This is a genomic window from Acidobacteriota bacterium, assembly GCA_018268895.1.
Taxonomy (GTDB): Bacteria; Acidobacteriota; Terriglobia; order Terriglobales; family Acidobacteriaceae; genus Edaphobacter.
In genome coordinates, this window is sequence record JAFDVP010000012.1 from 187,322 (window position 1) to 210,473 (window position 23,152).

The window sequence follows — 23,152 nt, forward strand, 5'->3', positions numbered from 1 at the left end:
TTTAGAGGATGAGCATACAGTCGCCGTAGGAGAAGAAGCGGTAGCGCTCGCGGACGGCGTGGGCGTAGGCGCCGAGCACCTCTTCCCTTCCCGCGAAGGCCGAGACGAGCATGAGCAGCGTGGATTGCGGCAGGTGAAAGTTGGTGAGCAGGCCCGATACGACGCGGAACCCGTAGCCGGGGCTGATGAAGATGCTCGTCTCGCCGGAGTGTGGTTGGAGCCGGATGCCCGCGTGTGGCTCGAAGCCATCCTTTTCGGCGACGGTAGCGCAGTGCTCGAGTGTGCGCGTTGTGGTGGTTCCGGCGGCGATGATGCGGCGCTTTTCACGGAGTGCGGCGTTGATGGCGTCGGCGGTGGCGGCGGGCAGCGTGTAGTGCTCTGCGTGGAGATGGATGTCTTCGACGTTCTCGGCACGCACGGGCTGGAAGGTTCCGAGGCCGACGTGGAGGGTGATGGTTTCGATCTGGATGCCGCGATGGCGGAGTTGATCCAATACTTCGGGCGTGAAGTGGAGGCCCGCGGTGGGAGCGGCGGCGGAGCCTGGCTCGTGCGAGAACACGGTCTGGTAGCGGTCGCGATCTTCGACGGTATCGCCGCGGTGGATATAGGGCGGCAGCGGCATGTGGCCAATCCGGTCGAGAATGGCGCGGAAGTTCTCCGTGGGTTTGAAGCGGAGGGTGCGTTCGCCAAAGCCGGCAGCGGCGATGACCTCGGCTTCGAGTAGCGGCGTATAGTCGTCCGGCGCGCTGAAGTGGAGGTGTTCGCCGGGCTGGACCTTGCGGCCGGGGCGGACGAGCGCGGTCCACTCGTCGGGGCCGAGCTGCTGGGTGAGAAGAACTTCAATGCGTCCGGTGGGATCGGGCGAGTTGGCCTGGGTGTGCGGGCCGCGTGCGCGCGTTGCATACAGACGGGCGGGGATGACGCGGCTGTCGTTGAGGATGAGCAGGTCGCCGGGTTGGAGACGCTGCGGGAGGTTGCGGAAGAAGTCGTCGCGGTACTCGCCGGCGGTGCGGTCGACGAGAAGCATGCGGCTGGAGCCGCGGACGGGTGGCGGGGATTGCGCGATGAGCTCTTCGGGAAGGTCGAAATGGAAGTCGGCGACGCGCACTGGGTTCTATTTTAATGCGCCTTTCCGCTATCCGGTTGGCCTCGGTTTTCGATTGGCCGGGCGAACGATTACATCCCCACCCTTCGCTTTGCGAAGGATGGGGTACCCGAGTGTTTGTGGAGGTACGGAAGAGATGCGGGGATTCCTCGATTTCGCGGCACGCCGCTTCGCTCGGAATGACACTTTTATTCTTTTTCGGAATGACAGATCGAAGGACGGTTATCGGTTGGATTCGGCGAGAGCTGTGGCGCGGTCGAGCGCAGATTGCACGGCTTGTTGCTCGGCCGGCGCGGGAACGGTCCATGCGACAGTGACGCGGGAGAAGGGCTTGGGGATCATGAAGCGGTCCCAGGAGCGCAGGGTCCAGGCGCGGTGCGCGTGCAGGTACACCGCGCCGACGGGCGCGTTGACGAGCTGCGCGAGCTGCGTGACGCCGGGCTTGGCCCACTGCGCGGGGCCGCGTGGGCCGTCGGCGGTGATGGCAATGTAATTGTTTTCGAGGAAAGCGCGCTGGAGATTGCGCAGGCCGACGGCCCCGTCGCGCGAGCTCGAGCCGCGCACGGCGACGAAGCCCAGACGCTCGACGGTGCGGGCGATCAGCTCGCCGTCGAAGCTGCGGCTGATGAGGATGTGGAGGTTCGCGTTGCGGAAGCGCCAGGCGCAGGCGAGCAGGCAGCGGTGCCAGATGGCGTAGATCAGCGGCGGAGGCGTGTGATACTGCGGCGTCATGCCCGGCTCCGAGATGTCTTCGTAGCGCAGCGTCACGCCAAGCAGGCAGATGACCATGTACGCCAGCGGCGGGACGATGGCGAGGATCAGGCGCTGCTTGAAAGTAAAGCGCTGGGCTAAGGGCTCGGGCACGTGATTGAGTTTACCTTTGTCCCTGCGATCTCTCTACCAACCATGAAGCGCAGTTCGCGCGTTGCGCGAATGGCCACCTTAGCGCGATGAGACCGCGCGAAGATGGGGCCCGGTTTTACGGCGCTAGCTGTACTTGATCCAGCGAAGGATCTCGGGCAGGTTGGGGCGCTTGCCGTACATCAGGATTCCCACGCGGTAGACGCGAGCGGTGAACCACATGACCGCCCAGATGGTGAGCAGCATCAGCACAATCGAGCCGGCGATGTCGTACCACGCGACGTTCGAGATGGAGATGCGCAGGTACATCAGCAGCGGCGTGCAGGTGGGGATCAGCGACATGACGCGCGAGAAGGTGGAGCTGGGGTTGGAGATGACCGGGCCAATCACGAACATGCAGACGGCGAGCGGCATGGCGATGACGAGGTTGAACTGCTGTAGCTCCTGTTCGGAGTTGACCATGGCCCCGATGGCTGCGGCGATTCCCGAGTAGAGCAGGAACCCGAGGATAAAGTATCCGATGAACGCGGCAATCTGCGCGACGGAGAAGTGAACCTGGAGCGAACCTCCCCCGACTGCGGAGACAATTGCCTGCGATGAAAGCAGTACGGCGGCTGCGACCCAGATGCCGATCTGCGTGAGTCCGACGGCGCCGACGCCGAAGAGTTTGCCCATCATCATCTCCTGCGGCTTGACGGTTGCGAGCATGACCTCGAAGACCCGCGAAGTCTTCTCCTCGATGATGGAGCGGGCGACGTTCATGCCGTGCAGCATGACTGCCATATACATGAGGAAGAAGAGAATATAGGCGCCGAAGAAAGCGGTCATCGTGTCGGACTTGGAGATTTCGCCGTTCTTGATGGTGTCTGTTTCGACCTCGACGGGGTCCATCATGGTCTTGATATCGACTGCATCAAGTCCTCGATGCTTTAAGCCCTCGCGCATGATGACGCGGCGCATGGCGCTGGAGATGGTGTCTTTGGTGGAGATGTCGGCGTGGTTAACGGAGGTGTAGGTGATCTTCGGTGTCGCGGTTGATGTATCGATCCAGAGAAAGCCATCGATCTGTTTGTCGACGGTCTGATCGACGACAGTCTTGCGCGTCTCAGAAGATGGCGGCGAGATGACGTCGACCTTCATGGCGGAGTCTTTGCCATGCTCCAGCTCATTCTGGAGGTCGAGAGCAAGATCGGTGTCCTGGGCGATGACGGCGATGTGCGACGCCGACTTGGCGTTTCTGGTTTTGAGTACGGAGAAGAAAATGCCTCCCGCCATGAGTGTCGGGATAAGGAGCGTCGTGATGACAAAGGCCTTGGTGCGGACGCGCTCGAGGTACTCGCGCTTCGCGATGAGAAAAGTGTTGCTAGGCATCGACTTTGCCTCCTGCTCCTACTTCTTCGATGAAGATTTCTTCAAGGGTAGGCTCCATCACTTCGAAGCGCGTGACGCGCGCTCCAGCAATTGCCTGGGCGAGAACCTGCTGCGCGGCGGCTTCATCACGGAGCTTTATTTCGGCGGAGCTGTTGTAGAGCTTGTACTCCTCGATGCCGGGGTTGCGCAGGAAGGCGGAGTCGCCTTCGAAGGTGATCTGCACGCGGTTGCGCGGATAGCGCGACTTAATCTCGCGCATGCCACCGGAGAGAACGATCTTTCCGCGCGAGATAAGGCAGATGGCATCGCAGAGTTTTTCGACCTGGTCCATACGGTGCGTGGAGAAGAGGATCGTGCGACCCTGTTTGCGGAGGTCGAGGAGCGTATCCATCAACAGAGTGGCGTTGACGGGGTCGAGGCCGCTGAAGGGCTCGTCCATGATGACGAGGTCAGGATCGTGCAGGAGCGTGGCGATGAACTGGATCTTCTGCTGCATGCCCTTGGAGAGCTCTTCGGTCTTTTTGGGGATGGCTTCAGTGATCTCAAGTCGTTCGCACCAAGCATGGGCCCGCTTGCTTGCAGTGGAAATGTCAAGTCCTCGAAGCTGCCCGAGAAAGGTGAGTTGGTCGATGACCTTCATCTTCTTATAGAGGCCGCGTTCTTCGGGAAGATAGCCAACTCGCTGAAGGAGCTTGCGATCGAAGGACTGGCCGAAGAGCTCAACGGTTCCGGAGTCGGGCGCCGTGATGCCGATCATCATACGGATGGAAGAGGTCTTGCCGGAGCCGTTGGGGCCGAGGAGACCAAACATGCTGCCGGGTTCGATGGTGAAGCTCAGGTCGTCGACGGCGATCTTGGTGTCGTAGGCTTTGCGGACATGCTGAAGTTGAACGATTGCCATTTGTTCTCGCGAGTGTTCAGGCCAGTTTATCAGGGAGCACGGATGATCTAGAGAATGGCAATCTCTTCGGCAATGCGTGAGTCGCGATGCTTGTGATCGAGCCGTGCGGAGACAAGCGCGAGCGAGAGAGCGAGCGTGGCAATGACCGCTCCGGCGATGGGGAGGTGGCGGTAGCCGGCGCCGGCGGTGAGCAGCATACCGCCGACGGTTGCACCGACGGCATTGCCGAGATTGAAGGCTCCCTGGTTGAGCGTGGACGCGAGATTCGGCGCGGCGGAGGCCTGGTCGACGATGCGGGACTGGAGGGGGGAGCCGGCGGCGAAGTGGATCGCTCCCCAGATAAGGACCATGGATACGGCGGGAATAGGGTAAGGTTCGGCGAAGTAGAGAGCGATGAGGGCAGCGATAAGAGCTGAGAGCGCGGTGATGAGGAAGGTCTTCGGCCGCCAGTCTGTCAGCGCGCCGCCTGCGAGATTGCCGATGGTGATGCCCACGCCAAAGACAAGCAGTGTGAGCGTGACGGTATGCGGCGAGACCCTGGTGACATGAAGCAGCATCGGCGCGATATAGGTGAAAACGCAGAAAAGCGACGACGAGGCGACGGTGCTGATTGCCAGCACAAGAAGGACCTGAGGTTTGCGCAGGACACTGAACTCGTGGAGGATGCTGTTTGAGGAAGCGGCCTGAGGCGGAAGGAAGAGAACAAGGGCCCCGGCGGCGATAAAGCCGATGGGGAGGATGGCCCAGAAGGAGGCTCTCCAACCGAAGGCCTGGCCCAGGGCTGTACCGGCAGGGACTCCGAGGACGTTGGCGAGGGTGAGGCCCGAGAACATCAGCGCAATCGCCTGTGCGCGCTGACTGCGGGGGACGATGTTGGAGGCAACGACACTGCCGATCCCGAAGAAAGCTCCGTGGCAGAGCGCCGTAAGAACGCGAGCTGCGAAGAGCAGATTATAGGTTGGTGCAAGCGCGCAGGAGAGATTGCCGAGAATGAAAACTCCGATCAGCAGGAGCATGGTGCGCTTGCGTTCGAGCTTTGCGGTGGCGATAGCGAGGAGGGGCGATCCGAGGGTGACGCTGAGGGCGTATCCGGTGACGAGAGCGCCTGCTTTGGGAATGCTGACGTTGAAGTCACGGGCAAGGCTGGGGAGAAGGCCCATGATGATGTATTCGGAGGTGCCTATGCCGAAGGCCGCGATGGCGAGCGCCACCAGAGGGGGGCTGGTGAGGAGGCTTCGCAGACTGGCAGATTCGATCTTTTGCGCGGACGACGCCATATATCGATTGCACCACAAGTTTCGCTGCGGCTGGAATGCGTTGATTGCCGTGGGATGAGGAGAGGCAACAGCAACGGCAAAATGCAGGGATTCTTCGCTTCGCTCAAAATGACGGCATGGTGAGGCAAGGGTGGGGAGAATCTGCTGCTTGAAGCGCGGGTTCTTGTAGCATCGGGTTTGTGCTGGAACTTTCGACCCCAATCAAATTTGTGAAGCGCGTTGGTGAACGTGTGGCCGAGGCGCTGGCCAAGCGCGGAGTCGAGACAGTGGAAGACCTGCTGTACCATCTCCCCTTTCGCTATGAAGATCGGCTGAATCCGTTGCCTATTCGTGCGTTGAAGGCCGGCACGATGGCCTCGATCATCGGCGAGGTGCGCGGGTCGGCGCTGCTGCGGACGCGGTCGATGCCGATCTTCGAGATGACGGTGGGCCAGGGGCTGGACACGGTGAAGTGCATGTGGTTCCACGGCGCTTATCTCAAGGACAAGTTTCATGCCGGGCAGATGGTGGCCCTGTACGGCAAGCTGGAGGCTTCGCGATCGACAGCGGGCAAGTTCAAGATGATCCAGCCTCAGTTTGAGATTCTGCCGGCGGCTAACTCTCCTGAGGCGGAGTTTGTCTCGCTGGAGGTGGGACGCATCGTGCCGGTGTATGAGTTCCTAGGTGGAACGACGGCATGGGGCGCGAAGCTGACGTCGAGATGGCTGAGAAGAGTGGTGTGGTGGTTGCTGGAGGAGTTGGAGAGTGTTTCCATCCTTCGCGATGCGAAGGATGGGGCACCCGGGGCGCTGGGGCCGGGCGCGAGATTGCAAAAAGCAGATTCCTCCGCTGCGCTGCGGAATGACAACAAGTTTGTGCGCGAGAACAAGAGGAAAGCAGATTCGGTTCCAGAGACTTTGCCTGCGGCGTTGCGCAAGCGGTTGGGTTTGCCGGATAGGCTGGGGGCCCTGCGGGCGGTGCATTTTCCCGAAGCGGGCACGCCGATGGTTGAGTTGATGTCGGCGGCTACGCCTGCCCACCGGCGATTGATCTTTGAGGAGCTGTTTTACCTGGAGCTTGGACTTGAGCTGAAGCGGCGGCGGCTGCGCGAACGTGAAGGAACTGCCTTTGTCACGGATGACGGTGTGCGGCGTGCGTTGAAGCAGATACTTCCCTTTCACCCGACCACGGCACAGAAGCGCGTGCTGGGCGAGATTGCCGCGGATATGCGCCGTGCACAGCCAATGCGAAGGTTGCTGCAGGGCGATGTGGGATCGGGAAAGACGATTGTCGCGATGCAGGCGGCACTGGTGGCGATCGAGAACGGCTATCAGGTGGCGCTGATGGCCCCGACCGAGATTCTGGCGACGCAGCATTATCTCTCCGCGCGCAAGCTGCTGGACGACGCGACCTCCCCGCGCACCGGGAAGCCGTATCGTGTAACGCTGCTGACGGGCTCGCTCGATGACGCGGCCAAGCGCGAGGCGCGCGGCAGGATCTTTCGCGGAGAGGCGCAGCTCGCCATCGGAACGCACGCGCTGATCGAAGAGAAGGTGGACTTCGACAACCTGGGGCTGGTGATCGTCGACGAGCAGCACCGGTTTGGCGTGCAACAGCGGTTCCGGTTGATGAAGAAGCCCGGACCTGATGGGCGTCTGGCCGAGCCTGACGTGCTGGTGATGACGGCGACGCCCATTCCGCGGACGCTGGCGCTGACACTGTATGGGGATCTTGAAACAAGCGTGATTGACGAATTGCCTCCAGGGAGGACTCCCGTGGTAACGCGGAGGACGACGGAGGAACGCGCAGGGGATGTTTGGGATTTTGTAAGAAAGCAGGTTGCTGCGGGACGGCAGGCTTACATTGTGTACCCGGTGATTGAGGGCGCGAAGGACGATCAGCCGGAGCTGGACTTTGCGCGGGATGAGGCAGAATCCGGTGGTGAAGGAAATGCAGACCCTTCGACTGCGCTGCGCTCCGCTCAGGATGACAAAGTTAGAAAGAAGCCAAAAAGCAAGACTGCGAAGGTAGAGAAGCTATTCGCTCCCAAGCAGGCCTTGCGGGCTGCCAGCGATATGTATGAGGAGTTGCGCACGGGTGCGCTGGGTGGGCTCCGGATTGGGCTGTTGCATGGACGGCTGAGCGCCGACGACAAAGAAGTTGTGATGCGGCGGTTTCAACGTGGCGAGATTGATGTCTTGATTGCGACGACAGTGATTGAAGTGGGCGTGGATGTTCCGAACGCGACGGTGATGGTGATTGAACACGCTGAGCGGTTTGGGCTGGCACAGATGCACCAGCTTCGCGGACGTGTTGGCCGTGGCGCAGCGAAGAGCTACTGCGTGCTGATGACAGGCGGCCGCGTAAGCGAGCAGGCAGAGGCGCGGTTGAATGCAATGGTCGCAACGCAGAATGGGTTTGAGTTGGCGGAGTTGGACCTCGAGCAGCGGGGGCCTGGCGAGTTTTTTGGAACGCGCCAGGCTGGGATGCCGGAGTTCCGTGTCGCCAATCTGCTGCGCGACCGCGCCATGCTTGAGCTGGCGAAGACCGAGGCAGCGCACTTTGCCGAAAAGCCCGACGCCGCCATGACGCGCGAAGAGATCGACGCCGTGTGGGCGCGGTTGAAGCAGCAGTGGCAGCGCCGGTATGGGCTGGTCGAGGCCTGAGGCCTGTCCTTCCTCGCATCATCAGGCAATTGTCTATTCAACTTCCAGCTAAGCGATCGCTGGCTCGAGTACAACGCTAGGCGTTGGATAGACCTTGCGCGGACCGCGCTTGCGCGCCACGAGGACGCGGATGCGCTCGATCATCTCCGCCGGCGAGCAGGCGCCCTTGGGCAGAAAGGCATCTGCGGCAGAGGCGCGGTCGAAACTGGTGACGGTGTTGGAGACGACCATGGTTGGGAGGCCGGGCTGGAGGTGCTTGGCGCGGCGCACAAGCTCGTTACCGTCCATCTGTGGCATCAAGAGGTCGCAGAGTAGAAGATCGAGCGAGCCGGGCGCGGACTGTTGGATGATTTCGAGAGCATGGCTGGATGAGGCCGATGGAATGACGCGATAACCGCGGGTTTCGAGGAGGAAGGTGCGGACAGAGAGCACCTGTTCGTTGTTATCTACGCAGAGAATCGTCTTCTTGGGCCGCAATGCTTTCTCTCTTCTCCTGCCGGTGGATCGCGGGAAGGCGATTCCGGCCGATGGGCGGGTGAGGTCGGCTGGTTGGCCGCACCTGACCCGAATTTCAGGCACACCCCCGCGAGTCCGGCCGAAGCAGTGCTTCGAACACAGATCGGCTCGTCCGCTCCTCGCGAAGCGGCAAGAGAGACAAAGCTCTCCTGACCGCTCCTTGAGGAACAGTTCCGACCGCCCGGCCAAAGCCAGACAGCGGGGTGAGAGATGCCGTGGCCCGTGCAGGTTGCCACGCGAGATCCTCGTCATACGCAGTGAATCGGTCTGCCGTGGAGGCGGCGAGCGCGGGTCGCGCAAGGGCGACGGTCTCGCCTGCGTTTGCAGGCAGCGATTGTGCGAATGGAGGAGCCGCGACTGCCAGGCAGCCGTGCATCTCTCAACTCAGTTTGTCAGTAATACAGGCGAAAGAACTCATCAACGACGCGCCTCACATTGCGTGCGGCATGTCGTTAACGCTTGCCAAGAGTATGAAGAGTCGAGCGGCTTTGCAACGGCGAAGTAAGGGCGAAAAGAGGGAAGATTAGAAGTTGCACATCCACCGCCCTCGGGTGTAGCCGCGAATTCATTGACGATTCACACGAGCGGTCTGTTGAAATCGCGTGCATCACGGCAGGAAAAAGCGTCCCATTGCAACAGGAATGGTGCGGCCTCCGACGAACACATCGGAGACCTTGCCGCCGGAGAGTGTGGCTGAGACATGGAGGCGGCTGGGACGAAGCATCTCGACTCCCTGCTCAATGACGATTTGTTTGCCGCTCGCGACTGCACCATGTTTCACCAGCCACGCGATTGCGGGACCAGCAGCCGAACCGGTTGCGGGATCTTCTCCCTTGTAGAACTGCATACGCGCATGCCACAGTGCTCCACTGCCTTCTTCTGCGCGTGTGAGGAAGTAGAAAAATTTTGCGTTGTGGCGCGTGAGGTATTCACTCACCTCTGGCGTCTGGGGCACACGAAGGCGCGCCGCGGCGGCCAGCGATTTCAATGGGACGATGCAGAAGGGGTTGCCTGTGGTAACTGTCTGCACGGGCAGCTGCGGATCGATGTCGTCGAGGGAAAGCTGAAGCATACGGGCGAGAACCGCTGAATCGTGCGCGGGGCCGAAGACGGGATCGTTCTGGCGCATGGTTGCGAAGATGCCCTGCTCCCCGGGCTTTGAGGGAGTAAAGCGCACCGGGATCCGCCCGACGTTCAGATCGAGGACGATCTCCTCGGCGGCACGAAGCCAGGGGTGGTTCCAGTAGAGCCAGCTTGCAGTGCCGAGGGTTGGATGGCCGGCGAAGGGAAGCTCTTCGCCGGTGGTGAAGATCCGGACACGGACGCCGTGTTGATGCTCGACTTCGGCGGCACAAGGGAGGATGAAGGTCGTCTCGGAGAGATTGGTCTCGCGCGCGAGGGCCTGCATCTCGGCATCGGAAAGGCCTCTGGCGTCGGTGAAGATCGCCAGGGGATTGCCTTCGAGAGGGCGTTCGGCGAAGACATCGACCTGTGCGTAGTCGAACGCAACGTGCGCTGTAGTGGGCGGGGCAGGCTTCGCTGGCAGAGTTGACATGAAAGACTCCCGGGACTATGGTTTTGGTTAGACCGCAATCGAGCCAACCTGCTTGATGCTAGTTCAGCTAGCTGCGGTACAAATTTTTAGAAGCGATGACGACGATTTCCAACACGCTTTCTCTCCGCTGCTGCTGTTGCGGCTGCCTGGCTGGGGTGCGTGGATGAGCGAATCGAAGTAGCGGCTTCGAAGCAGCGAGACCCACCCAAGCCACTGGCCGGTGGGTTTTTTATTGAGAAACATAACCTTGAACGTGGGGACCAGGTCCCCGGAAGGCGCAGGCATATGTCACTCCGCATTAACGATGTAGCTCCGGACTTTACCGCTGAAACGACGCAGGGCACCATCAACTTCCACGAGTGGATTGGCGATAACTGGGCTGTCCTGTTCTCGCACCCGAAGGACTTCACGCCTGTCTGCACCACAGAGCTTGGCGCAGTGGGTTCGCTGGAGAAGCAGTTTGCCGCACGCGGCGCCAAGGTGATTGGCCTGAGCGTCGATCCGGTCGACAATCACGCAAAGTGGGCCAAGGACATTGAAGAGGTCACAGGTTCCGCAGTGAACTTTCCGGTGATCGGCGACACGGAGCTGAAGGTCGCAAAGCTGTACGACATGCTCCCCGGCGATGCCGGCGATAGCTGCGAAGGACGTACGCCTGCCGACAATGCAACGGTCCGCATGGTGTTTGTGGTTGGCCCGGACAAGCGCATCAAGCTGACACTGGCCTATCCGATGTCGACTGGCCGTAACTTCGACGAGATCGTTCGCGTGCTCGATTCGATGCAGTTGACGGCGAAGCACAAGGTCTCGACGCCGGCGAACTGGAAGCAGGGCGACGATGTCATCATCGGCGGCGGCGTTTCCAACGAAGAGGCTGCAAAGATCTTCCCGGGCTTCAAGACCGTGAAGCCGTACCTTCGCACGACGGCCCAGCCAAAGTAAGATAGGTACACCTCACTCCGCCGGCCGGGTACGCGGCGGAGCAAGGCACCGATGGCGAAGTGGCTAACGCGCTGGTCTGCAAAATCAGTATTCGTGGGTTCGATTCCCACTCGGTGCTCCATATTTCTAAGCAGAAGCGAGTCCTAATGGGACTCGCTTTGTTGCGTTAAGGCGGTTTCCCCTCACAGATAGGCGATCAGGCGCTCCGCGGAAGTTCCTTGCTTCCGTATGCAAGATAGAAGCCTGCGGGGACGAGGAAGATTGTCAGGATAACGGAGACGGTAAGGCCTCCGATGAGCGCCTGAGCCAGCGGCGCGTAGGATTCGCTGCCTTCCCCAAGTTTGAGCGCCATCGGAAGCAGACCGATGAGCGTGGCGAGCGAGGTCATAAGAATTGGCCTGAGACGGACACGGCAGGAGAGGATGATCGCCTCCTGAACGCTCTTACCCTGTTTGATGAGGTGATGGGCGAACTCAACAATCAGAATGCTGTTGGAGAGGGAGATACCGGCGAGCATGACGACACCCATGAGCGACATGACGTTGAGCGTGGTTCCCCAGACGAGCAGGGCGAGGATGACTCCCGTGATGCCGGGCGGCAGTGCGAGAAGGATGATGAACGGATCGAGGAAGGAGCGGAACTGTGCCACGAGGATGAGGTAGAGCAAGACCACCGACAGGATCAGCCCGATGGCGAAGCTGCGGAAGGAGGCGTTCATGGAGACGACGCTGCCCGCAAGCGTAACTGAGATGCCCTGCGGCGGGTCCGAGGCATCGACGATGGCTTGAATCTTCTTCGTGATGACGCCGAGGTCTTCACTCTGCGGACGGACGTAAATGTCGAGATTGCGGCGAATCTGCGTGTGGTCCATCTCGGTAGGAGCGTTGAATTGCTGGATGTCGGCCACCATGTCCAGCCGTGTTGGCTGTGAGATGTTAGCCCCGTGCAGCGGAATGGCCTTCAGGTCGTCGAGTGACTTGATCTGCCCCTCCTTGAACATGACAGTAAGGAAGTAGTTGTTACCGCTATTGGGATCGATCCAGATGGAGGGAGCGATCATCTGGTTCGATGTAAGTGCGGTGATGATGTTGGAGACGACTTCCTTTTCGGTAAGGCCGAGCTGGCTTGCGCGTGTGCGGTCGATGGAGATTCGCAGCGACGGGTAGTCGATGTCCTGAGGAATGTAGACGTCTGCTGCGCCGGGTATGCCGCGAATCTGCGAGGCGATCTTCTGTGCAAGTTTGAAATCGGCGGCTATGTCGTTGCCGGTTATGCGCACGTCGATGGGCGCTGGCGCTCCCATATTCAACACGCCATCGACGAGGCTGCCCGACGAGTAGAAGGTCTGGACCTCGGGCACCTCTTTTGCAATCGCGGTCTTCACTTCATCGATGTAATCGAAGCTGCTCCTGGTGTGGTCGTGGGAGAGAGCGACCTGGGTAAACCCGGTGTGCATGGCAGCATTCGGCGAGAAGAGCGCCGAAAAGCCGGGGTCTATACCGATATTTGTTACCAGAATGCCGAGGTCATGCTTGGAGACGATGCGGCGAACGATGTTCTCAATGCGAGATGCCTCTTCTTCTGTAGCCTCGAGCTTCGTGCCTGATGGAGCTTTGAAGCTGATGACGAATTGCCCGGCATCGGTGCGTGGGAAGAAGGAGAGACCGAGAAACGGAAACAGAAGGAGCGAGAGGAGAAAGACAATGCCGAAACCGCCAAGCGTCTGCCAAGGCTTGAGGAGCACACGGGCAACGAGGCGATCGTAACGGTGCAACAGTGCGTCGAAGCCCGCGGCAAACTTTGCGTTGAAGCGCGCCCAAAGCCCATGGTGCGTGCTCTTCGGGTCGGCTGTAATGGCCATCTCTTCTTCGGACGACTCATGCACGACGTCGCTGTGCCCGCTCTTGACGAAACGGGCGCAGAAGAGCGGGACGACAGTGAGCGCAACGAAGTAGGAGGCAAAGAGTGAGATGACAACAGCCAGCGCGAGCGATGAAAAGAGAAACTTGCTGACTCCGTAGAGCATAGTGACAGGGAAGAAGACGACGACAGTCGTGAGCGTACCGGCAAGCACGGGCAGCGCAACCTCTTTGCCTCCTTTTTCTGCTGCCTCTTCCGGCGACTCCCCTTCTTCAAGGTGACGAAAGATATTTTCGAGGACGACGACGGAGTTATCGATCAGACGCGACAACGCAAGCGCGAGCCCGCCGAGGACCATGCTGTTCAACGAGCTTCCGCTAAGCTTCAGTACGAAGAAGGTTGTCAGCAGAGAGAGTGGGATAGAGAAGAAGACCGCAACCGTCGCGCGAAGACTGCCGAGAAAGATAAGGATCATCAGGCAGGTGAGGAAGAGTCCGACTCCGCCTTCGTGCACAAGAGTTTCAATCGCTGTTTTGACGAAACGGGACTGGTCGAACTCAACAGTTGTTTTGAGTGAGGCTGGCACATCGACGAGCTTCTTGAGCGTATCGTTGACGCCGTTGACGATTGCGATGGTATTGGAGTCGCCGCCCTGTTTGAAGATGGGCAGGTACACACCGCGCTGTCCATTCACACGAACAATGTTGTACTGGAGGCCGAATGAGTCCTGGGGAACCGCCACGTCGCCCACTCTTACCGGCGACTGGCCGACCATCTTGAGCGGCACCTGTGCGATGTCCGACGCTCCCTTGAGCATCGAATTGGTGTAGATGTTGTAGTCGTAGCGTCCGATCTGCACGTCGCCGGCTGGCAGGATGACATTGGCGTCATTGACGGAGCGGACAACGTCCATCGGGCTAAGCTGGTTGGCTTCGAGCTTGTAGGGATCGGCGTAGAGCATGATCTGCCGCCACCGCCCGCCGAAGGGCTGCGTTACCGATGCTCCTGGAACGCTTGCAAGTTGATTGCGGACGAAGTTCTGGCCGACGTCCTTGAGCTTGCTCTCATTCAGTCCCGAACCGCTCAGCGTGACGAGCGCGACCGGAATGCTGGAGGCATCCTGCTTGAGAACGATGGGCGGGTAGGTCCCCGGAGGCATGTCGCGCAGGTCGCTGCTGGCGAGCGATGAGATCGTAGCTGCATCCGCATCGGGATCTGTTCCGGCGCGGAAGTAAACCTTGATGAGTGACACGCCGGGAAGTGAGCGGGACTCCATGTGGTCGATGCCGCTGGCGAGCGTGAACTGTCGCTCAAGGTGATAGGTGATATTCGCTTCAATCTGCTGCGGCGGCATCCCCGAATAGAAGGTCGCGACGGCAACGACGGGCAGGTTGATCGGCGGGAACATATCGACCGGCATGTCCGCAACGCTGACCGAACCCAAGATGGTGATGACGAGGCACAGCACCACCATGAGGTAAGGATTTCGGATGGAGAATCCCGACATGTCGCTTGTGTTCCTTTCGCTCTCTGGCCTTAGCGGTTGCTGCCTGCTTCGTATGCAGCAGGTTGTGCATCGACCTTCTGCCCATCGAAGAGACCCGTGTGGCGTCCAACGATGACCTGCTCTCCCTGCTTGAGGCCAGAGAGGATCTCGATTTTGGAAGGTGTCTGGAGTCCCACGGTGACGGTGACCAGGTGCACAATGCCGTCGCGCACCACATAGGCCTGCTGCACGCTAGTGCCGAGTCCATCGACTGCATCGAGCGGGACGCTCAGAACATTGGGCCGCGCCGCAAGATGGAGATGGACCTCCGCGTACATGCCGGGCACTAGCGAGCCGTCAGGGTTGGGCACATCGACCTCGGTATCCATGGTCCGCGTCGACATCTGCACGGAATCGGCATAGCGCGTCACCTTGCCCTGAATTCTGCGGCCGAGGCTGACCACGCTAACGTCAACCAGTTGCCCATTGTGGACCGCCGCGACATCTGTAACAGGCACAGGCAGAATCAGCCGAAGCAGATCGTTCTGCGCGAGCCTTACCACCGGCATCGCCTGCGACTGCGATGAGATGCCAGCCTGAATCATCGAGCCGGTGTTGGCATATCGCTTCGTCACCACTCCATTGAAAGGAGCGCGGATGGTGGCGTACTGCATCATGGCGACGGCACGCGAATGCTCGGATTCCGCCTGAAGCTTGTTCTGCTGGGCCGCCCTGAGCGCAGAGTTTGCACTGGCGAGCTGCGCCTTCGCCTCCATCTCATGCGCCTGGGCAACATCGACCTCCTGCCGCGGCACCAGACCGCGATCGCGTGTCGCCACATCCTGGATGCGCTTGAAAGAGAGTGAAGCGATATTCGACGCCGCCTGCGCGCGCTGCACAGCAGCCTCGGCCGTGACGATGTTGGCTTCCGCAGCCGCCGCTCCGGCTTTTGCTTTGGCCACGTCGTCCTGAACCTCGGGGACCTCCAACACCGCCAGCACAGCATTCTGGTGAACATGATCTCCAATATCGACGCCGATGGACTTCACATAGCCTGCAATTTTCGCCATGACATCCACCTCCTGATAGGGGCGGAACTCAGCCGTCAGGACGCGATCGTTTTCAAGCGTTGCAGGCGACACTGTCGCGACAGGCACGACGGGCACGGCAACGGCTGCGGGTTTATGTGCATTGCAGGCAGTCAATGTTCCGGCAGCGAAGACAGTGGCAACAGCCAGCCACACTGTCCCGGAATCTTTTAGATTTGCCATCTGCGAATAACCTTTCAATTAAGATTCCCTGTTGCGAAGTCGAGCTGCGCGAGACGCGTGAGATAGGTGTACGTTGCGTCGGCTGCGGTAATCTCCGCAGAGGTCTCGTTCAATTGCGCTTCGTTCAGCTCGACGATGCTGCCAAGGCCTGCATCGTAACGGTCTTGGGCAAGACGCAGCGCCTCCTTGCTCTGCGCAACAAGACGCGCAGTGACATCGATGCTGCGAAACGCCTCATCGGCCCTGTACCACGCGCTTCGAACTTCGTCGCCCACCTGAAGACGCCGATCCTGCACATCGTGCGCGCGCGCGGTTGCTTCAAATTCAGCTTCAGATCGCCGCGCCGCAAAGAGTCCCCCGTTGAAGACCGGGATGCTGAGGTTGAAGCCTGCGGCGGCGTAGTCGTCATGCAAAGTGCGGTCGTGGTAGGGTAGTTGACCCGCGGCGGCTTGAAGATTCAATGTGGGATAGCTCAGACGCTTTTCCGATTGCGCAAACTGCTGTGCTGCGTGCTGCTGGGCTTGAAGAACCGCGAGGTCGGCACGCTTTGCCTGCGCCTGCTGCATAAGGTCTTCGGGAGCGGGCGGCAGTGGCTCAACCGAGGCGACATCAATCAGCTTAGCGACAACAGACTGTTGCTGCCCCATTGCGATGGCAAGCTGCGATCGCTCCTGCGCGACAGTGCTTTGCGCCCTTACAACAGCAAGTTCGGCCTCACTCTCAAGCACCCTGGCAAAATTGACGTCGAGCGTCGACCTGAGCTCGCTTTGCGCCAACGCAGATAGTTGCCTGGAGACCAGGCGCCGGTTTGCAAGGGCCGCCTGCGCAGCACGAAGAACGGCCTCCGCACCTAGAACACGGTAGTAGGCCATCCTTACATTGAGCCGAACCTGCGCGCGGGTGAGTGTAGCGGCATCGGCCTGCGCTTCGGCTGTAAATCTCGCAGCACTGACCAGCGCACCGGTGCGTCCGAAGTCTGTGACGAGCTGCGTGAGGTTGCCGCCGTAAGCAAACCGGCCGGACAAGGCAGATGTGGTCAGATTCCCCGCCGACACTGCCGAACTGGTATCGGCCACCTGCGCGCCTGTGGCATTGAAGTTGACCATAGGCAGATACCCCGATCGCGCTTGACGGACTCGCTCGGAGATTGCGCGCGCGCGCGCCTGGGCCGCCAGCATGCGAGGCAGCTTTACAAGTGCCTGAGCTTCGGCCTGGGGCAGGTCCAGAGATTGTAATTCCGGAGATGCGGCTGACTGTCCCAGGGCGGATATTGTGAGGAAGCAAAACAGAGTCAGAACGGCCACAGAATTCATCGGGAGAGACCTTTGCCAATCACACCAGTGCATTCAGTCAACCAGCTTGCTTTCTTACATTGGCTTACAAGTCGCTGACATTAACCTGGCTCCTACTTGTTCCGGATGACCGAGGTAGGAAATGATAGGAAAGGAGCGTCACCCTTATGCCATCAGTTCGCGCCAAGATTTTGATCATCGAAGATGACAAAAAGATGTCGGACGCACTGGTCTCTGGCCTGAGGGAATCGAACTATGACGTATCGACAGCGGCCTCCGGTGAGGAAGGTTTTTATCTCGTCCATAAACTGAATCCCGATCTGTTGCTGCTGGACCTGACGTTGCCGCAAAGAAATGGCCTGGAGATACTTCAGCAGCTTCGTGCGGAAGGCATCGACGTTCGCGTACTGGTCTTGACCTCGCACAACACTGTGGATGACCGGGTATCGGGCCTGCGGATGGGAGCCGACGACTATCTTGGCAAGCCATTCTCCTTTCCTGAATTGCTCGCGCGCATCGATGCTCTGCTGCGGCGCTTTCTTCCTCCGACGGAACCGGAGTCGTTTCAGATTCAAGACCTCAGGCTGGATACTCGCGCACGAGTAGCTATGCGGGCTGGTCAGAAACTGGAACTAACTTCCAGGGAGTTCGATCTTCTGCTGTATCTCGCGCAGTACCGCGGACGCACGGTCTCGCGCGAGATGCTGGCCAGGGATGTGTGGCGAGAGACCTCACGATTTACGCCGATCGATAACGTCATCGACGTTCAGGTCGCACGGCTGAGGAGAAAAATAGACGATCCGTTTGGAGTGAAACTCCTGCAAACTGTGCGAGGATTGGGCTTCAGCCTGAGGGAGCCTTGATTTGAGACTGGGAGCACGATGGACACTGCGCACGCGGCTTACGCTCTGGTATGTCGCGGTTCTGGCGCTGTTGCTGCTGGTCTACGCAACGCTGGTCTTCGTCTTTCAATACGCCGTTCTCACGCGGCAGATCTTTCACGATGAAGTGCAGGACATCATCACGGTAGAAGGCCTTCTCTACTTCGACCAGCGGGGAACTCTTCAACTTCGTCAGGACTATTACTCGCGGCCGCAGTCTCATCTGCTTGTCGATCGCTACATGGAAGTGCGCGATCTCTCGGGAGATGTGCTATACCGCAGCCCAACGCTCAACGGGATGCCTCTCGGCGGGCCGAATAGAAAGGGCGAAGGCGATGGGACGTTCAACGAGCGAATTATCCGCCTCGACGACGGATCGCACGTCTTTACGATCAGCCACATCCATGGCATGGGAGGGAGAGACCTGCTGATTCGCCTGGGGTACAGCCTGGGCCCGTTGCGCACGCGCATGGAGCAGTTCTTCCTCCTGTTGCTTTTTGCTGTCCCTGTCACTCTTGGCATTGCCTGGCTCGCGGGCCAGGCGATTGCCCGGAGAGCGCTGCGGCCGCTGGAGAAGATGACGGAACGCGCCACCGGGATTACTGCGCGCAATCTGCATGATCGCCTGGTGATTGAGAACCCGAACGACGAGCTTGGTCAGATGGCTCAAGTGTTCAACCATCTCTTGCAGCGGCTGGAGGAGTCGTTTCGGCAATTGCAACGCTTTACGGCAGATGCAGCTCATGAGCTGCGTACGCCGCTGGCATCGCTTCGCACGATTGGCGAGGTTGCACTGAGCAAAGGCAATGACCCGGAAGTGTACAAAGAGGCGCTGGGAGACATTCTGGAAGAGACCTCGCGGCTGAATGAGACGATCGACGGTCTAATTCTGCTTTCAAGAGCCGAGGCGACCGCTCCGCGCGGATCGCAGGAGATCTTCAGTGCGAATGACTTGATCGACGAAGTTTTAAACTTTCTGAGCGTCGTGATGGACGAGCGCAACGTAAAGGCAGTACAGGAAAATACAACGAATGGCGTAACCATGCTGCAAGGCGACCGAGGTCTCCTTCGGATTGCCTTCGTCAATCTGATCCATAACGCGGTGAAGTTCTCTCCTGCCAACTCGACGATTCGAATCAGCTATTCACCGATCAGCGGCGACGACCCGGAAATGCAGATCGCCATTCAGGATGAAGGCCCTGGAATTGCACCCGGCGAGCACGAACGTATTTTCGAACGATTTTTTACCAGCAGCGCACACGCTACTGCCATGAACAGCGGTGCAGGGCTTGGGCTTTCCATTGCGAAGTTGGTCATCGAGCGCGCGGGAGGAACGATCTACTTCGACAGAAATAGGCCCGTAGGGGCTCGATGCGTTGTGACCCTGCACGCAGCTGACGATCCAGCAAAATCTCGCGCCGCTCAGATTTGAGCGGATTTCTAGGAGACCGGTTCGCGTTGAAGCAATGCTGCCTGCCGCGCGATGTGTTCCGCCGATGTATCGCCATCAAGCGCCGCCAACTGAACTCCAAAGTTGCCGATGGTGGAGCTCTCTACGGAGCCACGTATTACGGGTAGTCCGGTTGCCTTTTCGGTGAGCGAGTTGAGGAGGTTGTTCTGACTGCCTCCGCCGACGATGTAGATCGCATCGAACCGCTTGCCGGTCATGGTCGAGATAGACCGCAGGACCGAAGCGTAGCGGGCCGCCAGCGATTCAAATATCAAACGCGTCATTGCCGGAGGATCGTTGCCTGGGGCGAGCCCTCGCGCTGCACGTTGCGCATTGATGCGGGCAGGCATGTCTCCAGGGGCTGCAAGCACGGGGTCGTCAACATCGATCAATTCGGCGGTAGGCGGCGCAGGCTGCGCTTGTGCCTGGCTCACCAGCAGAGCCACGTCTGTGAGGTCCCATGCCCGCATCGATTGCTGGAGCAGCCACATGCCGCTGATGCCTTTGTGAAAGAGAATGCGGCCGCCCGCCGCGCCGAGATTGGTGAAGTTGGCCTCGGCAGCTTCAGGGCTATTGCAGGGAGCTTCAAGCACGGTGCCGATCAGCGACCAGGTGCCGGAGCTGATATACGCCCAATTCATCCCGGCGGCAGGAATACCAGCGACTGCGCTTGCCGTATCGTGACAGCACGGTGCGATCAAACGCACGCCTCGAAGACGCTCTATCCCTCCGCTGTACTCGCCGACGATGGTGCCTGCTTCGACAAGAGCGGGCGCATCCTCCGCACGAATACCCGCAGCAGTAGTAATCTCCCTGCACCAGTTTCCATCCAGCCCCACCATGCCGCTATGCGTTGCCATCGTGCGCTCCGCGACAGGCTTTCCTCCCCAACGATAGAGCATGTACTCCGGCAGATTGAGCCAGCGGCCGTGTATACCGGCGAGCTGATCGGCGTGCTGCTGATAAAGCGTATTGATCGGCTGCAGCTGAACGCCGGTCAGTTCACGCAGGCGAGAGGGAGCGATGATGCGATAGAGCGCAGCCTCCGCATTTGCATTGCGCGGATCGCGATAACAAAAGGGGTCTTCAATAGCCACTCCGTTTGAATCGAGCCGGACGTAGTCGACGGCCCATCCATCCACGGCGATGGAACGCACACCTTCTTCGGCGATCTCCGCGCAGCGCGCAAGCCCGGCTTCGACTCCATCGACGATGCGTTGAAGGTTCCAGCGGAGACCATCGCTTCGCTGCTCCGCACGATGTGCAAAGCGATGGACCAGTTCAATGTGCTGCCTGCCGTCACGCCATCGGAGAAGTGAGACGCGGCAGCTTTCTGCGCCAAGATCGACGGCGATCAAAGCGCGATGGCCCGGCTTGCTCGCCGAACCATCGGATGTGCTGCGCAGGCCTGTCGCTGCGTCGGAGCCGCTCACCGGAGATAGGCCTCCACAAGACCGCCATCTACGGGGATAAGATGGCCGGTGGTTACGGGTGTCTTTGGACCGGCAAGAAAGAGGATCGCCTCAGCGCAGTCCCTTGGATCAATCGGCACATGGGTGAGCGTGCGCTTTGCATAGAAGGCAGCGAGTTTGTTTCTGAGCGCGTCATCGCTCTCCGCGTCGTCGAAGGCGATGTCGTACTTCGCGAGCGATGCCTTCACGCGGTCGCGTGGAAACATCGTCGAGCCTTTGACGACAGTTGCCGGAGAGATGCCATTGACCCTCACAGGGGAGAGCGTGACCGCCAACTCGCGCACAAGATGGCTCAATGCAGCCTTCGATACGTCGTAAGCCTCGCTCCCTTTCTTTGCGACAACAGCGTTGGCCGAGCTGGTGAGCACGATCGAGCCGCCGATGCCCTGCGCCTTGAAGACCTTGTCCGCTTCATCGGCGAGCAGATAGTTGGCCGTAACGTTGATCTCGAGCGTCGTTCCCCACTGCGCGTCGCTGATAACCCCAGTTGGGGATGAGGGGAAGATCGCTGCTGTGTTGATGACGAGATCGACGCCACCGAAGGCGCTGACAGTCGCCTGCAACGCAGCCTGAATCGTCTCTCGCTTTGTAATGTCGATTGAGGTGGAAATAACCGCTTCTTTGCCAACAATCTTCTTGCATTCTTCAGCGACAGACTCTGCGCCTTTGACGTCGCGATCAGCAACGACGATGTGAGCACCGCGTTCGGCCGCCAGAAGCGCAGTCTCGCGGCCGATGCCGCTGCCTCCACCGACCACAAGAACGATGCGCCGGCTCAGCTCTTTCTCCGGTGGCTGACGGCGGATCTTCGCCTCTTCGAGCGCCCAATACTCGATACGGAAGGCCTCGCTCGGCGGGAGAGCGACGTAGTTCTCAAAGACGGTGAACTCCTCAGGACCGGCAGCGGGGCCAGCCTGCGGAACGGAGGTGCATGGAGTCTCGCTGGAGAGAGAGCCAGCGCCCTGCATGACGTGAATAGCATTGGTGTAGAACTCGCCGGTGAGACGCGCTTCGGTCTTGTTCTTGCCAAAGGAGAACATGCCGACGCCGGGCAGTAGCACCACCGTAGGGCTGGCGTCGCGCTGCGCAGGCGAGTCCTTGAGCGCGTGTTTCTCGTAATACTCCGCATATTCGGCGCGGTAGGTTTCAAGCGCTTTGTCGATGAGCGCCGGAATCTCTTTGGGGTCTCCCTTGGGGTCCCACTCGATGTACATCGGGCGAATCTTGGTGCGAATGAAGTGGTCGGGGCAGCTCGTTCCCAGATGCGCGAGCTTCTTTGCCTGCGCACTGTTGACGAACTCCAGCACATCGGGAGAGGAGACGAAGTTTCCAATCCAGCGCTGTTTGCGGCTGACAGCCCCGCGAAGATGAGCAAAGACGTGCTCAGCAACTGCGCTGGAGTCCTTGCGTGTCTCGTATAAGGCGCCTCCGAAGGCCTTCTTGCCGCGCTTCTGATCGTGCTTCTCAATGAACTGCCCGATCTGGTCGATGATCGTGATGGTGTTCAGGTAGCTCTCGCGCTGCGTGTTGCCCCATGTAAACAGACCGTGGCCACCGAGAATGATTCCATCGCAGCCCGGGTTGTCCTCAACGGCACGCTTGAGCATCATGGCCAGCTCAAAGCCAGGTCGCTGCCAGGGAAGCCAGACGAGCTTGTGCCCGAACTCCTTGTTGAACTCCTCCATGCGCTCCTTGCCATTTGCCGAAGCGGCGAGCGCAATCGCCCAGTCCGGATGCAGGTGATCGACGTGCGGGAATGGCAGAAACCCGTGCAACGGCGTATCGATGGATGCTGCAACCGGATTGTTGCCGAAGGTACAGAGCGGGTACATCGCCACCATCTCGTCTTCGCGGGTAACGCCAGGATAGACCTTCTCCATCGCGCGCAGGCGGTCGAGGTACAACGTTGCAAAGCCTTCGCGCTTGATGGAACCGAGATCGCCCCCCGATCCCTTTACCCAGAGAACTTCTTTCGAGGAGCGGTCGAGCGGGTCCTGCAGCTCAAACTTAGAGCTGGTATTGCCTCCGCCGAAGTTTGTGATGCGGAGGTCGGAACCGAGAAGGTTCGAGCGATAACGCAACAGCTCGGGAGCATCCAGCGTCTTCGCAACAGACTCGTCCCAACGGTCCTCTAAAAACTTAAGCGATGCAGCCATGGAAAAGTACCTGCTTCTTTCGTCGTGAAGTTCGACACGGAGAAGGTTGCCATTCTTCGCGCGCTATCCATCATGTCATATCAGATACCATTACAGCAACAATTTCTCTAT

16 protein-coding genes and 1 tRNA gene are annotated in these 23,152 nt (G+C 59.7%); 5 read left to right on the plus strand and 12 right to left on the minus strand.

Annotated elements, in window-relative coordinates; all coding sequences use genetic code 11:
- Window position 1 precedes the first annotated feature (1 nt).
- From queA to JSS95_14400, 5 genes are all read right to left on the minus strand, one after another.
- The gene (queA, locus tag JSS95_14380) at window positions 2-1,108 is read right to left on the minus strand and encodes a tRNA preQ1(34) S-adenosylmethionine ribosyltransferase-isomerase QueA (GenBank protein ID MBS1800998.1); all 1,107 of its coding nucleotides are present in this window, start codon (window positions 1,106-1,108) and stop codon (window positions 2-4) included.
- A gap of 219 nt (window positions 1,109-1,327) precedes the next feature.
- Window positions 1,328-1,894 carry a lysophospholipid acyltransferase family protein gene (locus JSS95_14385; protein ID MBS1800999.1) on the minus strand — a complete coding sequence of 189 codons (567 nt, stop codon included), beginning with the start codon at window positions 1,892-1,894 and terminating at the stop codon, window positions 1,328-1,330.
- A 198-nt stretch (window positions 1,895-2,092) separates the two neighbouring features.
- Complete coding sequence (locus tag JSS95_14390; protein MBS1801000.1) at window positions 2,093-3,337, minus strand: ABC transporter permease; 1,245 nt, start codon at window positions 3,335-3,337, stop codon at window positions 2,093-2,095.
- Window positions 3,330-4,238, minus strand: a complete 909-nt coding sequence (locus JSS95_14395; protein ID MBS1801001.1) for an ATP-binding cassette domain-containing protein — start codon at window positions 4,236-4,238, stop codon at window positions 3,330-3,332. The genes JSS95_14390 and JSS95_14395 overlap by 8 nt, the downstream gene beginning before the upstream one ends.
- A gap of 47 nt (window positions 4,239-4,285) precedes the next feature.
- On the minus strand, window positions 4,286-5,515 hold the full coding sequence (locus tag JSS95_14400) for an MFS transporter (GenBank protein ID MBS1801002.1): 1,230 nt from the start codon (window positions 5,513-5,515) through the stop codon (window positions 4,286-4,288).
- Between the two features lie 200 nt (window positions 5,516-5,715).
- Here JSS95_14400 and recG point away from each other — a divergent pair, with 200 nt between their 5' ends.
- The gene (recG, locus tag JSS95_14405; protein MBS1801003.1) at window positions 5,716-8,160 is read left to right on the plus strand and encodes an ATP-dependent DNA helicase RecG; all 2,445 of its coding nucleotides are present in this window, start codon (window positions 5,716-5,718) and stop codon (window positions 8,158-8,160) included.
- Between the two features lie 48 nt (window positions 8,161-8,208).
- On the opposite strand, the gene JSS95_14410 is transcribed toward recG, so the two are convergent.
- Together JSS95_14410 and JSS95_14415 are read right to left on the minus strand one after the other, a co-directional pair.
- Window positions 8,209-8,637 carry a response regulator gene (locus tag JSS95_14410; protein ID MBS1801004.1) on the minus strand — a complete coding sequence of 143 codons (429 nt, stop codon included), beginning with the start codon at window positions 8,635-8,637 and terminating at the stop codon, window positions 8,209-8,211.
- 646 nt (window positions 8,638-9,283) lie between these two features.
- Entirely contained in the window at window positions 9,284-10,231 is a 948-nt protein-coding gene (locus JSS95_14415; GenBank protein ID MBS1801005.1) for a PhzF family phenazine biosynthesis protein, read from the minus strand.
- A 285-nt stretch (window positions 10,232-10,516) separates the two neighbouring features.
- On the opposite strand from JSS95_14415, the gene JSS95_14420 reads away from it, so the two are divergent.
- Both JSS95_14420 and JSS95_14425 read left to right on the plus strand, forming a co-directional pair.
- Window positions 10,517-11,173, plus strand: coding sequence for a peroxiredoxin (locus tag JSS95_14420; GenBank protein MBS1801006.1), 657 nt, complete (start codon window positions 10,517-10,519; stop codon window positions 11,171-11,173).
- Between the two features lie 45 nt (window positions 11,174-11,218).
- A tRNA-Cys gene (locus JSS95_14425) sits at window positions 11,219-11,294 on the plus strand.
- Window positions 11,295-11,369: 75 nt separating this feature from the next.
- Here the strand turns inward: JSS95_14425 and JSS95_14430 are convergent.
- From JSS95_14430 to JSS95_14440, 3 genes are read right to left on the minus strand one after another with little or no spacing between them, the layout of a single operon-like run.
- Window positions 11,370-14,540, minus strand: a complete 3,171-nt coding sequence (locus JSS95_14430) for an efflux RND transporter permease subunit (protein MBS1801007.1) — start codon at window positions 14,538-14,540, stop codon at window positions 11,370-11,372.
- 29 nt (window positions 14,541-14,569) lie between these two features.
- Entirely contained in the window at window positions 14,570-15,790 is a 1,221-nt protein-coding gene (locus JSS95_14435; protein MBS1801008.1) for an efflux RND transporter periplasmic adaptor subunit, read from the minus strand.
- Between the two features lie 14 nt (window positions 15,791-15,804).
- Window positions 15,805-17,103, minus strand: coding sequence for a TolC family protein (locus JSS95_14440; GenBank protein MBS1801009.1), 1,299 nt, complete (start codon window positions 17,101-17,103; stop codon window positions 15,805-15,807).
- A 146-nt stretch (window positions 17,104-17,249) separates the two neighbouring features.
- Between JSS95_14440 and JSS95_14445 the strand changes: the two genes are divergently transcribed.
- Both JSS95_14445 and JSS95_14450 read left to right on the plus strand, forming a co-directional pair.
- A complete protein-coding gene (locus JSS95_14445) occupies window positions 17,250-17,945 on the plus strand; it encodes a response regulator transcription factor (GenBank protein ID MBS1801010.1) in 696 nt (231 codons plus the stop codon).
- Window position 17,946: 1 nt separating this feature from the next.
- Window positions 17,947-19,395 carry a HAMP domain-containing protein gene (locus JSS95_14450; GenBank protein ID MBS1801011.1) on the plus strand — a complete coding sequence of 483 codons (1,449 nt, stop codon included), beginning with the start codon at window positions 17,947-17,949 and terminating at the stop codon, window positions 19,393-19,395.
- Between the two features lie 8 nt (window positions 19,396-19,403).
- On the opposite strand, the gene JSS95_14455 is transcribed toward JSS95_14450, so the two are convergent.
- Both JSS95_14455 and JSS95_14460 read right to left on the minus strand, forming a co-directional pair.
- Window positions 19,404-20,819: a carbohydrate kinase gene (locus tag JSS95_14455; protein ID MBS1801012.1), complete on the minus strand. Its 1,416-nt coding sequence runs from the start codon at window positions 20,817-20,819 to the stop codon at window positions 19,404-19,406.
- Between the two features lie 23 nt (window positions 20,820-20,842).
- Entirely contained in the window at window positions 20,843-23,041 is a 2,199-nt protein-coding gene (locus JSS95_14460; GenBank protein ID MBS1801013.1) for a bifunctional rhamnulose-1-phosphate aldolase/short-chain dehydrogenase, read from the minus strand.
- Window positions 23,042-23,152: the final 111 nt, after the last annotated feature.